14 protein-coding genes are annotated in these 14,038 nt (G+C 54.6%); 4 read left to right on the forward strand and 10 right to left on the reverse strand.

The features are described from left to right. Positions 1–131: 131 nt before the first annotated feature. Positions 132–1,256 carry an aldo/keto reductase gene (locus tag BN3911_RS14860; RefSeq protein WP_066866983.1) on the forward strand — a complete coding sequence of 375 codons (1,125 nt, stop codon included), beginning with the start codon at positions 132–134 and terminating at the stop codon, positions 1,254–1,256. Between the two features lie 160 nt (positions 1,257–1,416). On the opposite strand, the gene BN3911_RS14865 is transcribed toward BN3911_RS14860, so the two are convergent. Continuing rightward, positions 1,417–1,602, reverse strand: coding sequence for a ferredoxin (locus BN3911_RS14865; RefSeq protein ID WP_066866985.1), 186 nt, complete (start codon positions 1,600–1,602; stop codon positions 1,417–1,419). A gap of 204 nt (positions 1,603–1,806) precedes the next feature. Between BN3911_RS14865 and BN3911_RS14870 the strand changes: the two genes are divergently transcribed. Beyond that, positions 1,807–2,325, forward strand: coding sequence for a DUF6125 family protein (locus tag BN3911_RS14870; RefSeq protein WP_066866987.1), 519 nt, complete (start codon positions 1,807–1,809; stop codon positions 2,323–2,325). 60 nt (positions 2,326–2,385) lie between these two features. On the opposite strand, the gene BN3911_RS14875 is transcribed toward BN3911_RS14870, so the two are convergent. The 5 genes from BN3911_RS14875 to BN3911_RS14900 all read right to left on the reverse strand — a co-directional run bounded on the left by BN3911_RS14875 (position 2,386) and on the right by BN3911_RS14900 (position 8,332). Beyond that, positions 2,386–2,871, reverse strand: coding sequence for an acyl-CoA thioesterase (locus BN3911_RS14875; protein WP_066867997.1), 486 nt, complete (start codon positions 2,869–2,871; stop codon positions 2,386–2,388). A gap of 205 nt (positions 2,872–3,076) precedes the next feature. After that, the gene (locus BN3911_RS14880) at positions 3,077–4,537 is read right to left on the reverse strand and encodes a sulfatase (RefSeq protein WP_066866989.1); all 1,461 of its coding nucleotides are present in this window, start codon (positions 4,535–4,537) and stop codon (positions 3,077–3,079) included. An 81-nt stretch (positions 4,538–4,618) separates the two neighbouring features. After that, positions 4,619–6,301, reverse strand: coding sequence for an extracellular solute-binding protein (locus BN3911_RS14885; protein WP_187127765.1), 1,683 nt, complete (start codon positions 6,299–6,301; stop codon positions 4,619–4,621). A gap of 102 nt (positions 6,302–6,403) precedes the next feature. Then, positions 6,404–7,327 (reverse strand): carbohydrate ABC transporter permease, encoded by a 924-nt coding sequence (locus BN3911_RS14895; RefSeq protein WP_066868000.1) that lies wholly within the window; start codon positions 7,325–7,327, stop codon positions 6,404–6,406. 102 nt (positions 7,328–7,429) lie between these two features. After that, positions 7,430–8,332 (reverse strand): ABC transporter permease, encoded by a 903-nt coding sequence (locus tag BN3911_RS14900; protein WP_242871139.1) that lies wholly within the window; start codon positions 8,330–8,332, stop codon positions 7,430–7,432. 212 nt (positions 8,333–8,544) lie between these two features. Between BN3911_RS14900 and BN3911_RS14905 the strand changes: the two genes are divergently transcribed. Together BN3911_RS14905 and BN3911_RS14910 are read left to right on the forward strand one after the other, a co-directional pair. Next, complete coding sequence (locus BN3911_RS14905; protein ID WP_066866996.1) at positions 8,545–9,300, forward strand: response regulator transcription factor; 756 nt, start codon at positions 8,545–8,547, stop codon at positions 9,298–9,300. Next, positions 9,297–11,000 (forward strand): cache domain-containing sensor histidine kinase, encoded by a 1,704-nt coding sequence (locus tag BN3911_RS14910; protein ID WP_066866998.1) that lies wholly within the window; start codon positions 9,297–9,299, stop codon positions 10,998–11,000. The genes BN3911_RS14905 and BN3911_RS14910 overlap by 4 nt, the downstream gene beginning before the upstream one ends. 144 nt (positions 11,001–11,144) lie before the next feature. Here BN3911_RS14910 and BN3911_RS14915 read toward each other — a convergent pair whose 3' ends face one another. From BN3911_RS14915 to BN3911_RS14930, 4 genes are all read right to left on the reverse strand, one after another. Continuing rightward, on the reverse strand, positions 11,145–12,392 hold the full coding sequence (locus BN3911_RS14915; protein ID WP_066866999.1) for a [Fe-Fe] hydrogenase large subunit C-terminal domain-containing protein: 1,248 nt from the start codon (positions 12,390–12,392) through the stop codon (positions 11,145–11,147). A gap of 132 nt (positions 12,393–12,524) precedes the next feature. Then, entirely contained in the window at positions 12,525–13,172 is a 648-nt protein-coding gene (locus BN3911_RS14920; protein WP_066868003.1) for a sigma-70 family RNA polymerase sigma factor, read from the reverse strand. Between the two features lies 1 nt (position 13,173). Then, positions 13,174–13,605: an anti-sigma F factor gene (spoIIAB, locus tag BN3911_RS14925; protein WP_066867001.1), complete on the reverse strand. Its 432-nt coding sequence runs from the start codon at positions 13,603–13,605 to the stop codon at positions 13,174–13,176. Then, positions 13,605–13,922: an anti-sigma factor antagonist gene (locus BN3911_RS14930; RefSeq protein ID WP_066867003.1), complete on the reverse strand. Its 318-nt coding sequence runs from the start codon at positions 13,920–13,922 to the stop codon at positions 13,605–13,607. The genes spoIIAB and BN3911_RS14930 overlap by 1 nt, the downstream gene beginning before the upstream one ends. Between the last annotated feature and the right edge of the window lie 116 nt (positions 13,923–14,038).

Genomic DNA, 14,038 nt, shown 5'->3' on the forward strand with positions numbered 1-14,038 from the left:
GACAGGCTGATCCTATACATTCCAGGTATGGGGGCCTATTCTCTTTACGTATTTGCTATTTTGTGCATTCCCCTTTATAATAGAAAAAACAGGAAGTTCTGACCGATGTTTGATGAAGGAGGAAGTGTGAGATGTTCGGCGATAAAAAATTAGGATTTGGCTGTATGCGCCTGCCCCTGCTGGACGCAGGAGACCCCACAAAAATTGATCTGGAGCAAACAGAGAAGATGGTGGACCTGTTTCTGCAGCAGGGCTTCACCTATTTTGACACAGGCCATCCCTACCACAACGGATTCAGTGAAAAAGTGGTGGGAACCGCCCTGGTAAAGCGCCACCCACGGGACAGCTTCACCATTGCGGATAAGCTGCCCATGTTCCGGCAGCCCAGGGAGGATGAACTCCCCGGGATTTTTCAGGAGCAGCTGGAACGCCTGCAGACAGACTACATAGACTTTTACCTGCTTCATAACCCTCACGGCGAAGCTTACGAGAACGCGGAGAAAGTGCATGCGTTCGACTTTGTCAGGAAGCTGAAGGAGGAGGGAAAAGTCAAGCACATCGGCTTTTCCATTCACGACAGTGCCGACCACATCGACAGAATTCTGACCCTGCATCCGGAGATGGAGTTTGTACAGATTCAGCTCAATTACATCGACTGGGAAAACGAAGGCATCCAGGCCAAAAAATGCTATGAGGTCTGTCAAAAGCATGGCAAACCCGTAATCGTCATGGAACCCGTCAAAGGCGGCACACTGGTTAACCTTCCCGAGGCGGCGGAAGAACTGCTGAAAAATGCTGACCCCAACGCCTCCCTGGCCTCCTGGGCCATCCGCTATGCCGCCAGCCTCGACGGGGTGGAGATGGTGCTTTCAGGTATGTCCAACCTGGAACAAATGGAGGATAATCTCTCTTACATGAAAGACTTCCGTCCCTTCTCCAAAGCGGAATATGAAACGGTGGGCAAGGTGGTGGGAATTATCAATTCCTCCATCGCCATTCCCTGCACCGCCTGTCAGTATTGTGTAAAGGACTGTCCCAAGCAGATTCCCATTCCCACCTATTTTGCCCTGTATAACGCAGAAAAGCAGGATAACAAGCACGCTTGGAAGTCACAGGGGGATTATTATGCCAGCCTGGCCTCCCGCGGCAGCGCGGCCAGCGATTGCATCAAATGCGGAAAATGCGAATCTCTCTGTCCTCAGCATCTGCCCATCCGGGAACTTCTTCAGGATGTGGCAAGGGAGTTTGAAGGATAAGCCCGGCGGCGTCCCTTTCCCTGTTCCAACCGGCAAACTGAACACCCGTAAAAGCGCAATGTCCGAAACCGGCTGGCGAAAACCGGTTTCGGACATTGCCTTTGATCCAGAAAAAAGTAAAAGAACCATGCGCTATGCCGCAGAAGAAAGAGCGCTGAATTCATTCTTCCATCCGAATCACTTCCACTGGGCAGCTTGCCGCCGCCTCCCTCACGCTGTCTTCCGCCGCTTCCGGCGTCCCGTAAACCTCGGCGCGTCCGTCCTCGGCAATCCGAAAAACCTCCGGGCAAATTTCAGGGCAAAGGCCACAGCTGATGCAGCCCTCCCGGTCAATCCAAACCTTCACTTTTCACACACCTCCTCCGGATACCTTATTCTTGCCGCCACGGACATCTTCTATTCCTGAACAGCCAAGAACAGAAGGGGAAGAGACCTGGTTTTCCCAGAAACCGGCAGGGCCTACCCTTTGCCGCACTGCCTGGGAACAGGGAATACCCACACGATCCAATTGCATTATTCTAAAACACCCTTGGGAAAGGAAGTAGTTAAAATGAGTCAAAAAGAAAGCCTTCAGGCATTGACCAGAGAAGAACTGATTGAATTGATCGGGCTCTATTCCAAGAACTGGCTGGCTATGGACGGCGTATGGTTCCAGTCGGTGGAGCGAAAATCCGGCATGGAAGAAGCCATGTATCACGACGCTGAGGCATGGAAATCATTTACCGTGATCGAGGCGCGCAGAATCAAGCAGTTCCTACAGCTCCCTGAAAAGGCTGGTCTGGAGGGACTCGCAAGGGCGCTGTCTTTCCGGTTTTATGCAAACCTCAACCGGGATGAAATCCACATCCAGGGCAACACTCTGCTCTACAGAACCCTGGACTGCAGGGTGCAGGCGGCGAGAAGCAGGAAGCAGATGGAGCTTCATCCCTGCAAATCCGTTGGAATCATCGAATATTCGGGATTTGCCCGCACCATCGATGAGCGGATCACCTGTGAATGCGTCAGCTGTTACCCGGACGTCACCGACAGCACCTGCAGCTGCGCCTGGCTGTTTACCCTGCAGCCGTAGAATGTCTGCCGTCCTGTTTATAATCCGGATCAGGCTGCAGTATGGCCAAAGTTTGCCGGTCTAACCCTTAAGTTCCTTTTGTGCCGCTTTCCGGCGCGTCTTGCGGATGGCGTTGCGCTCACAGGCCGCCTCCCATTCCCGCTTTTCCGCCTCTGATTCCACAACAAGCTTCGGCACTTCGGTGGGCCGTTCTTCTGCGTTCAGGGCAACCATTACCAGATAGGCCACGTTGATCAGCCGTTTGAGGCCGCTGAGTTCTTCCACATACGTCCTGACGCACACCTCCATAGAGGTACGGCCCGTATAGGTGATGTACCCGCAAAGCACGATGGTATCGTTGGCATAGGCAGGCCCCTCGAAACGCAGGTTGTCCACGGATGCGGTGGTGACATTGCATCCGGAATGCCGCCTGGCCACCACGGCAGCCACCACGTCGATCCATTGCATCAGCTGACCGCCGAACAGCCGGTTATACCCGTTTAAGGTGGACTGGGACAGAATCTGTACCTGCTCTGTATAGGATTCCGACACATGTTTTCCTGCCATTGAAAGGACCTCTTTTCTTTTTGGATTCAGTATAGCGAAATGGAAGCTTTCTGTCAAACGGCAGGATAGACGCACCGCCGCATCTTTCCTCCGGCGCGCAGAAGAGAAGCAGCCGTCCCCTTTGCCAAAAGCGGCAAAAGGGACGGCTGTTTCTCTCATAGCTGTATCACATTTTGTTCTCCCGTGCTGCAGGCCCCGCAAGGATTCAGCACAGGTCCTTCAGCCCCATACGCACGAGCTGTTCTTCAGGAGCGTCGTTCTCCTGCAGGTGCCGGGCAATCTCCCGCCGGAACCGTGCTTCCAGCTTCTCCTCCCGGAAGGGGCGCTCCTGCCAGGGGTCCTGCTTCAAGTCGAACAGCAGGGTCTGTTCCTCCAACGCAGGCCTGTTGTAGAAGGGATCCGCGGGAATTTTCATCAGCGGGCAGCCCTTGGTGAAGGGGAAGGGCTGGGACAGCGACATATCCCGCAGTTCCTCCGGGCTGAACATGGCCCGCATATGGGTAGGCATCAGGGTATATTCATAAAGCTGTTCCCGCTTGTCCGGCGGCAGAATATAAGTATAGGTCCCGTCGGTACAGGCTACAGGCCCGCCATGCACGCCGTAGATGCAGGTTTCCCGGACCGGAGCGTCAGAGGCCACCGCGTCCTTCAGAACCTTCCCCAGCATGCTTTCCGGAACGGGCACGCCGAAGTATTCCAACACCGTAGGAGCCAGGTCGATGGTCTGCACCAGGGCGCTTCTTCTGCCCGCCGCCCTGGAACGGGGGTCATAAATCAACAGCGGCGTATGGGCCACCTCCTCATAGAGGTTCATGGGGTTGCTCTTTGCCCACCAGCCGTGCTCTCCCAGGAAAAAGCCGTGGTCTGTGTTGACAATGAGCAGGGTATCCTCCCAGAGGCCATACTCGTCCATCTTATCCAGAATCTTTCCCAGATTCCTGTCGCACATGGTGACCAGGGCGGCATACATATTCCGCACATGCTCCACATAGGGCTTTTCCTCCTCCTTCACCGGGTGATAGCCCGGCCAGTCGAAGAAGGGGCCGTCATAGTCCTGCTCATAGAGCTCCCGATACTCCGGCATGGAGAAGAATGGTTCGTGCGGGTCAAAGGTCTCCACATGGAGAAACCAATTGTCCGCATCGTGGTTCACATCCAGAAACTCCAGGCCAGCGCCGAAGGTTTTGCTCTGAGGCTGGTCAGCCTCTGTCTTCATATAGCTGCGGTTTACCACATCCTGCCGCCAAAGCTGGCCCAGGTGTTCCGGAACCTCTACCTCCCCGGCCACAGGCTTCCAAGGGTCTCCTTCTTGGCCGCGGTGGCATTCCCATGTGCTGTAACGGGTGTGGTAGGTGCAGCCGCCGTCCTCCCAGTAATGGCCGTGGTCGCTGGTCAGATGGGAATGGATACCGTTCTCCTTGAGCAGCTGGGGCATGGAGTCGTCATAGGGCTCCATCGGTCCCCAGGAGCGATGGAGAAAATTGTACCGCCCCGTGTGCAGCTCCCGTCTGGCCGGCATGCAGGGCATGCTGCCCACATAACAGGTATCGAACACAGCGCATTTTTCCGCCAGCCGCTCAAAGTTGGGGGTCTGCACCCAATCGCAGCCATAGGGCGACAGAAACCTCCTGTTCAGTGAATCGTAGGTCACCATGATCGCTTTCATCGGATCACTCTCCTCTGTCTATTCTGAAAATCCCAGCAGGCACCCGGCAGATTTTCCCTGCCGGGCCCTCCCTGATTCCGTTTAACCGCCCAGAAGTTCCATCATCCTGTCATAGAACGCCTGCTTGATCTCCACATACCGGGTGATGTCATACTTCTGCACATCCTCCAGGTGTTTCTGCCACTTGGCATCGTCGATGCCCTTCATGATGGCCTCAGACTGGAAATTGTCCATATAAGTGCGGATTTCGGTGATGAGCACCGCCGCCTCCTGGGAATTCTCCACTGTATCCTGTCCTACGGGAATCTGGTCCTTGTCGTCAATGGCGTACTCCATCAACGGATCCCGGCGGGCATAGTACTCCACGTCCCGGTCATTGGTGATGGCAAACTCCGCCTGATCGGCGTCGTCCCAGAGGATGGGCCCGAGAACGCCCATAGAGAGGGTATGGCGAACCTCTGCATAGCTGCTGAAGCCCTCGGGCAGATCTGCGTTCAGACGCAGGATTTTGCCGTCTTCCGTCTTTTCCCAGGCCTCGCCTTCGGGGCCCCAGTCAAAGAGCAGTTTATTCTCAAAGGAACTGTTGAGGTAATCGTACAGCCGTACCATAGCGGCGGGGTATTCGCAGTTTTTCGTTACGATAAACCGGTTGGGGTTGACGTCGCCGGAAAATTTATTGGGCACGTAGGTCCGTTTGCCCTCTGCATTTTCCAGGGGCAGGAAGTATTCATATTCATCGCCCCGGTCGCCCACCATAATATCGATGTAGCTGCCGACCCAAAGGGTGCCGACCTTGCCTTCCTTGCCCTTGGCCTGAATGTCCACTTCTTCCTGCACAAAGCTGTTGGGGTCGATCAAGCCTTCCCTGTAAAGCTTATTCATATATTGCAGGAACTGATAATAGCTGTCCTCAATGGGATAAAAAGTGACTTTTCCATCCTTCACATTGAGATAAGGGGTGTCGATGTTGTCGGGAGATCCGTTTCCGTAAATCCCAAAGGGGGCGAGCAGCCCGGTGAGGGTTTCCTTTTTTCCAAACGAGAAGGGGATTTCGTCGCTGGGGTCGCCGTTGCCGTTTGCATCCTGCTCCTTAAAGGCCTTAAGCACCTCATAGAGCTCGTCCAGCGTATTGGGCGCCTGCATGCCCACATTGCCGAGCCAATCCTTATTGATGAAATAGACGCCTGTGGCACGGGTGTTGTTCATCTGCACCTGAGGCAGCCCGTAAAGCGCCCCGTCGGGGAATACGCTGGCCGCTTTGATGCTGGGATACTCCTGGAAAAATTTTACCACAGTGGGGCTGTAATCCGCAAGGTATTCATCCAGCGCGGTGAAATTTCCCACGAACTGGGAAAAACTGGGAACTCCGTTCCAGAAGACGTCCGGCATGTCGTTGGCGGCAAGCTGAATGCCCACCTGATCGTTATAGGAATTCTGCGGGATACCCACCCATTCAATCTTGAGGCCGGTGTCCTCCTCAATCTTCCTGGTGTAATCCTTGTCCTCCCAGTTGCCCACCAAATCGCCGGTGCTGATGGAATGGACGATTTTGAAGGTGTGTTCCTCCTGCATAACGGGGAATCCGGTCTTGCTGACAGGCCCCTCCTCCCCATTCGACGAGACTCCGGACGAGGTGGCGGAAGAAGCGGCGGAACCGGGTTTTGCCGCGGCTGAGGACGACGGTTCGCCGCCCTTGCAGCCCGCAAAGCAGGACGCGGCCAATGCGGCAGCCAAGAAAGCTGCCAGTACTCTTTTCCTTTTCAATGTCATCTGCCTCCTAAATTTATTATGTTCTTCCGAGCTGTACGCCGGAAGCGTCTGCTCAGAACAAACTGCGATGGATTTGAAAATGTAGAACCCCTCCGCTCAGCCCTTTACCGAACCGATCATCACCCCCTGCACGAAGTATTTCTGCAGGAAGGGATAAGCCGCTATGGCCGGAGCCGACGAGACGATGATCACCACATATTTGATGATCTGCGCAATGCGCTGCCGTTCCGCCATAGCCTCCAGCTCGCTGGCGTCGGTAATATTGGTGAGGGACTGTCCCAAAATCAAGATATCCCGCAGTACCAGCTGCAGTGGATAGAGCTTTGTATTGGTCGTGTAAATCATGGCGGTAAAATAGGAATTCCAATGGGACACTGCCACATACAGGGCAATCACCGCCACAATGGCTTTGGAGAGGGGCAGAGCGATCTGCAGGAAAAATCTGGCTGTTCCGCAGCCGTCCAGCTCCGCTGCCTCAAACAGTTCTTCGGGCAGGGTGTTCTGGAAAAACGTACGGGCAATAATCATGTTGTATACGGAGACTGAGCCCAGAAGGATCAGCACCAGCCGGGTATTGACAAGCCCCAGACCGTTGACCACCATATAGGTGGGAATCAGCCCGCCGGAGAAAAACATGGTGAACACCATTAGCTTCATGATGACGTTCCGGCCCCAAAGTTCCTTCCGCGACAGGGCGAACGCGGCCATCAGCACCACGGCGGTGCCAAACACCGTTCCAAACACCGTATAGAAGATAGTGTTCGCATAGCCGCTCCAGATACGCGATTCCTTTAAGACAAATTGATAGGCGTCAAAATTGATTTCCTTGGGCAGGAACACCACCTTGCCCAGCGAGATGGCCTCCGGCGAACTGATCGAGGCAATCACCACGAAATACAGCGGATACAGGGAAATCACCAGTGCCAGCACTGCAACCACGCGAACCGTGATATTGAACACGGTATCCGCCCTGGTGAGCTTGATTTTCTTCCGAACCCGTGGGTTTTCTGCTACTACCACAACATTTTCCTCCTTTTTTTCGTCCTTCTCCCTGTGGGATGAAGGCAATTCGGCCCTTTGCCCTTCACAAATTATTTAAATTTCGAAAATTCAGCTTCTGTATTACCAAAGCGATGTCTCCCCCAAACGGCGGGCAGCCTGGTTTACCGCGATCAGGATGACGAAATTGATTGCATTGTTGAAGAGTCCGATGGCGGACGCGTAGGAATACTGTTGGCCCTGCAGGCCGATCTTGTAGACATAGGTGCTGATGATCTCTGAAACCGCCAGATTCGGAGAGGTCTGCATCAGATAAACCTTCTCAAAACCCAAATTCATGACGTTGCCGCAGTTGAGGATCAGCAGGATAATAGCAGTAGGAATGATAACGGGAAAATCCACATGCAGGATGCGCTGCATTTTGGTGGCCCCGTCCACAATGGCGGCCTCATGCAGCTCGGGGCTCACGCCGGCCAGCGTAGCGATGTAGATCACCGAGGCCCATCCGGTAGACTGCCATACGCCGGACCACACATAGAGATGCCGGAAAGCTTCAGGATCCATGGTCAGCTGGGGATTTGTCATGCCCAGCTTCCGGAGCAGCTGGGTGCCCACACCCGATGTGGGATCGAAAAACACCAGCAGCATCCCCACCAGCACTACGGTGGAAATGAAGTAAGGCGCATAGGTGGCGGTCTGGGTAATCCTCTTCAATTTCCTGCCCGGCGTATAATGAAGCACCAGCGCCAGCAGGATGGGGATGGGAAAAGATACCACCAGCTGATACAGGCTCAGAATCAGCGTGTTCGCAAGCAAGGAGCCGAACAGCGGCGAACTGAAAAATTTTTCGAAATGGGCGAACCCCACCCAAGGGCTCCCCAGAATGCCTTCGGAGGCAATAAAATTTTTAAAAGCAATCTGCAGGCCGTAGAGCGGCGCATAATTGAACACCGCCACATAGAGCAGCATGGGAAGCAGAAACAGATACAATACAAAATTTCTTCGGATGCTCAATACTCTCTTCACTAAAATCCCCCCTGATTTTTTCTCTAGGTCCTATTTTATTCATAATCCGGAAACAAATCTATGGATATCTATAGTTTTTTATGTCAGATCATGTTCCAATTTGTACCAAACCACCTCAAATGAGTTGACTTTTTCCGTCCAAACTCCTATATTTTGAAAAGAGGGGCGGCGCGAGGCGCCGGGAATTTTTCTGAGAAGGGATGATATCCGCCATGTTAAAAGTGATGCTCATTGACGACGAGCCCTGGGTCTTAATTCATCTGGAACGCCTGGTCGATTGGGAAACGCTGGGCTTCAAACTCTGCGGCTCGTTCCAGAGCTGCGCCACGGCTCTGGAGGAAATGCAGAAGGAACCTCCGGACATCCTGTTTCTCGACATCAGTATGCCGGAAACCAGCGGCTTGGATTTTCTGCGAAAGCTGCACAGCACCGGCCTGTTTCCCCATACTGTAGTGCTCACCGGGTTTGCGGAATTCGAGTATGCCCAGGACGCCCTGCGCCTGGGTGTGGTAGACTATCTGCTCAAACCTCTCAGCGAGGCTAAACTGCGCGCCCTGCTGGAGGAGCTGAAAAAGAAAGGCCGCCCCACCCACAGCACGGAGGGCAATCACCTACACTACAAGCTCAAGCAGATGCTCGCTTATCTGGACGAACACTTCAGTGAAAAACTCTCCGTCCAGTCCCTGGCCGACCAGTTCAGCGTGAGCGCCACCTATTGCAGCAAGCTTTTCAGCAAGGAGCTGGGAAAATCCTTCTCTCAATATCTGTTGGACCTACGCATGACCTGCGCCAAAGAACTGCTGATGGGTACGGATACCGCCCTCAAGGATATTGTGGAACGCTGCGGATACTCCGACTATTTCCATTTTCACAAGGTCTTCAGCAAATACGCGGGCATAACTCCCGCCAAATACCGGCAGCAGTACCGGGAGGCTGGCAATTCCGCCAGCGGGGAGGCCGCACCATGAGGCTTTCCTTCCGTAAAACCATCCTGATTGTCATCCTTCTGGCGCTGGTGCCGATGCTGCTGACACAGGCCTATTTTATCAACCGGGTGGACCGCACCGCCAGGGAGCAGGTGGCCTCTTATGCTGCCATCACCTCCGCGCAGATCGAGGAAAACTTCAACAACATTTTCCGTTCCATCTCTTACAGCGCAGTGTATCTGGCTGAAAATTCCATGACCAAGAAGTATCTGTCTGTCAACGACCCTCTGGAAACCTATCAGGCCCAGCAATATTTGGGAGAGCTGTTCCGGACCGTGGCCTCCCTGGAACCCTATCTTCTCAACGCCATTCTGGTGGACAACGCCGGAGAGCCGATCTATATGTACGACAACAACTACCGCACCTTTAATGCCATTGCGGAAGGCGGCTGGCTGGAAAGAAGCTATGGGAACGGCCCGGAATTTTTCCTGGTAAACACCCCTAACCAGACCTTTCCCGTCTGCGTGGTACCGGTACATTCCGGCACAAACGTTCAGATCGGTTCCATCCTGATCCCCATGAACCTGGCCGAGGCCACCCGTTCCTTTCAGGATATCGACAGCAAGGGCCAGGTGGAATTATATTTTCTGGGGCCGGACAACGTGGTCATCTCCTCCAACACAGATGCCCAGCTGCCGCAATCCACGGAAGGGTACACCTATATTGAGCACCAGCTTCAAAACTCTGCTTTCCGGGTGGTGTGCCGCATCAATGATGCGAAGGTGGCGGAGGATTTCACATTTTTCCAAACCAGCAGCCTGCTCACCGCAGGAGTGATGGTGCTGCTGCTCATCGCCGTGGGGCTGCTGTTCAACCGCCTGATTGCAAACCCCATCGGGTCTCTGATCTCCGAAGTAAACGAAATTGGCAGGGACCCGGAGAAAAAGAGTATTTCCGGCGGTTACGGCGTTCAGTTGGATCCCCTGGTGCAGCGCATCAACCGGATGTTGGAAAACGTTTCTGCCCTGACCCAGGAGGTGCTGGAAAACCAGAAGAAGGCCTACACTCACGAGCTTATGAAGCGGGAAAGCGATCTGTATGCCCTGCGCAATCAAATCAACCCGCATTTTCTCTTCAACACCCTGCAGAGCATGAGCGGCATTGCCATGCTCCATGGCGAGCGGGAGGTCTGTGAGCTTGCGGCAGGCATGGCCGGTCTCTTCTATTATGCCCTGAAAGGCGGCGATACGGTGGAGGTAAAGGAGGAGCTTGGCATGCTGCGGCAGTACCTGGAGATTATGGGAACCCGGCTGCAGGGGAAATTCACCTGGAGCGTCGACGTGCCAGACTCCATGCTGGACATTGTGATCCCCAAAATGCTGCTGCAGCCTCTGGTGGAAAACGCCATGTCACACGGCATAGAAAAACGGGTGGATCAAACCGGAGGCCTGCTCTCCTTTGTTGGAAGGGAACAGGAAGAATATCTGTTCTTCACTGTTGAGGACAACGGCTGCCTATCGGAGCAGGCGCTCCGGCAGCTGCAGAACATACTGGAGGACGAAGAGAACCTTTACCGGGAGAGCAGAGCCAAAAACGGTATCGGCCTGGCAAATATCCAGTACCGGGTGAAAATTCTCTACGGCAGCGACTGCGGGCTCACGGTCTCCAAGGATCAAGGCCTCACCCGTTTCACCCTGAAGCTCCGCAGCGCATTGCCCCCACTCCCACAGCTTTCCAGCTAAAAGAGAGGGCAGCGCGGCCTAAAGTGTTTTCCGGGGCCCCTCCAGAGAAAAAGCAAGTGCCGCTGTGAAAGTAATTCTTTCACAGCGGCACTTGCTTGCGGCAGTCCTACACCATATTTATTTTTCGGGCTTGCCCAGGACAGGCTAAAATTTCCGGGTGAAGATATCGCTCTTTTCCAGCAGCGCTTCCACTGTATCAAACCCAAGGCGGTGCAGAAGCTCGACGACATAGGGATTCTCCAGCGGCGTCGGATAGGCTGCCTCTTCCCCGTAGCGGTTCACATGCTCCCTGCCGGTATCGTGGCCGATCAGCGCCTTGGGACCGCCTACACAGCCGCCTATGCAGCCCATGCCCTCAAAAAAGTTGGCGTCGGTCTCATTGTCCAGCAGCTGCCGGATCATCTCCTTGCAGGCAGGCACGCCGTCAGCCTGCTGCGCCCGCACGGCAATTTTCCTGTGCGGATGCAGGCGTTCCACCGTGCCTGTGACGGCTTCGCTGACCCCGCCGGACCGCGCATAAATGCGCCCTGCCCTGGAGGAATGATCCCGGTCGTCCTCAGGCAGCTCCGCAGGATCAATCCGGGCAAAGCTGAAAATCTTTTCAACCTCTTGGAACGTCAGGACAAAATCCACTGCGCCCGCCAAATCCGGCTCTTTGGCTTCCGATTTTTTGGCAAGGCAAGGCCCGATAAAAATGGTCTTTGCCTCCGGATGCAGCGTCTTGATGGTGCGGGCGCAGGCGATCATCGGGGAGACGGAACCCGGCACATGAGGCATCAGCTGATGATATATTTTCCGTATCATGGCGATCCACATGGGGCAGCAGCAGCTTGTCAGCTGAAAATCCTTTTCCTCCTTGATGTTCCGGTCGAATTCCAGCGCCTCCTTCAGCGTCAGGATATCGGCAAAGACAGCTACCTCCACCATACCCGCAAACCCCAGCAGCTTAAAGGCGCTTCTCAGTTTCCCGGGCGTTACCTGGGAATCAAATTGGCTGACAAACGCGGGGGCGATCATGGCATAGACAGGCGCGGTTCCCCGGCGTACCGCCTCCAGGGCGGGCAGAATATCCTTGCTGGCAGTCAGGTTATGCTCCTCGCAGCGACGGATGCATTCCTCACAGCCCACGCATTTTCCGGCGTCAATTGTGACATTTCCTTTCTCATCCCGGGTAATGGCATCAAAAATACAGCTGTCGATACAGGCCGCGGTGTGCCCCGGCAAGCACCTGCAATTTTTCAGTTTCCAAACCGGCGCATGACCGTCCGGGTTCAGCAGGCAGTTCAGCTGATAGGGATCCGCCCCCTGGGACAACAGCTTTTCCCTCTCCTGCTCTGCCTTGCCCTCCCAGGCAGCCCGGGCCATTTTGTCATATAATTCGGTAAATTTCATACCACCACAACCTTTCTCTCTTACTATACCATAGCTTATACCTATACGGCAAAACCATACAGAAAATATTTGGCTGCGGCTTCGCTTCATCAAAAAACCTCTGCCGCGGCTTGTCCTGCGGCAGAGGTTTTTCTATTGATTGAACATAGCCCTCATCATAAGCAGCAGCTTTTTTTCCCTGCGGCTGACCTGAACCTGGGTCATATCCAGCTGCTCCGCTGTCTCCGTCTGCGTTTTCCCCTGGAAATAACGAAGGGTGATCAGCCTTTTGTCCCGTTCCTCCAAGGTTTCAATGATTTCGTACAGCGTCATCCGTTCCGTCATCTGTTCCTCCGGCGCGTCTACGGGAATGTCGATAGGCTCCCCGTCCTCCGAACCTGTCAGGGAGAGGGGCGCCCGGGAAACGCCCAGGGCCAGGGCGGCCTTTTCCACACTCACCCCCAGACGCTCCGCAATCTGGGAGACCCCGGGGCTCTCCCCATTTTCCTCCCGCAGCTGGTCCGCCTCCTGCTGGGCCCGTTTTCCCAGCTCCCGCATGCCCCGGGAAATTTTTACCGCTCCACCGTCCCGGAAAAGTCTTCGCACCTCGCCCAGGATCACCGGCACCGCATAGGTGGAAAACTTCACGCCGCGTTCCGTGTCGAAATTTTCCGCCGCCTTGACCAGGCCCACACATCCGGCCTGGAACAAATCGTCATATTCGATGCCCTTTCCGGAAAAACGGCGGGCGCACAGGTGCACCAGACCGATGTTTTCTTCGACCGCCCGTTTTGCCGCCATATCAGCGTTTGGTTTCAAAGTATTTTGTCAGGGTGACGCTTGTCCCCTTCCCCACGCTTGAAGTAACACGCACACTGTCGCAGAAGCTCTGCATCACCGCAAAACCCAGGCCCGCACGCTCTTCGCCGCCGGTGGTGTAAAGAGGTTCCATCGCCTGCTCGATGTCCGGAATGCCGCATCCCTTATCCCGTACCCGTACTACGGTTTTGCCGTTCTCGAACAGTTTGACGGATATGTATACCGTACCGATGGCGTCCCGGTAGCCGTGGACGATGGAATTGGTCACGGCTTCGGATACGGCTGTTTTCAGGTCAGTGAGATCTGCCACCGTGGGATCCAGCTGCGCCAGAAACGCGGAGACGGCGGCTCTGGCAAAGCCTTCGTTCACTGAATTGGAGGGGAAGCTGATTTCCGCTTTGTTGACAGGTTTCATCATCCGGCCCTCCTCTCGATGGACGCCACCGAACCGATACCGGAGAGTTCCACCATTTTATTCAGGTTGGGAGAGAGGCCGCAAAGCACCACGTGTCCCTTCCAAAAATTGTATAGCCTGACTCTCCCCAGAATCAGCCCGATCCCAGAACTGTCCATGAAGGGCACGCCGGAGAAATCCATCCTCAGGCAGTAGGGCTTGACCTTCTGCGAGGTGTCGTCGATGGCTTCCCGGATTTCCTGCGCACTGTGATGATCGATTTCACCGCTCATCTTCGCGGTGAGGACACCGTCCTTATAGAGAAGCTGTACATTCATTCCTGGTACCAACCCTTTCCTTCCTTTGGGCAAAAAGACCGCCTGCAAAAACTGCGCAGGCGGTCTTTTTGCGCCCCTTTACAAGCTAATTTTACGAAAGGGCGCCTGCATATTAT

This window comes from Neglectibacter timonensis (assembly GCF_900048895.1).
In the GTDB taxonomy this organism is placed as follows: domain Bacteria; phylum Bacillota; class Clostridia; order Oscillospirales; family Acutalibacteraceae; genus Acutalibacter; species Acutalibacter timonensis.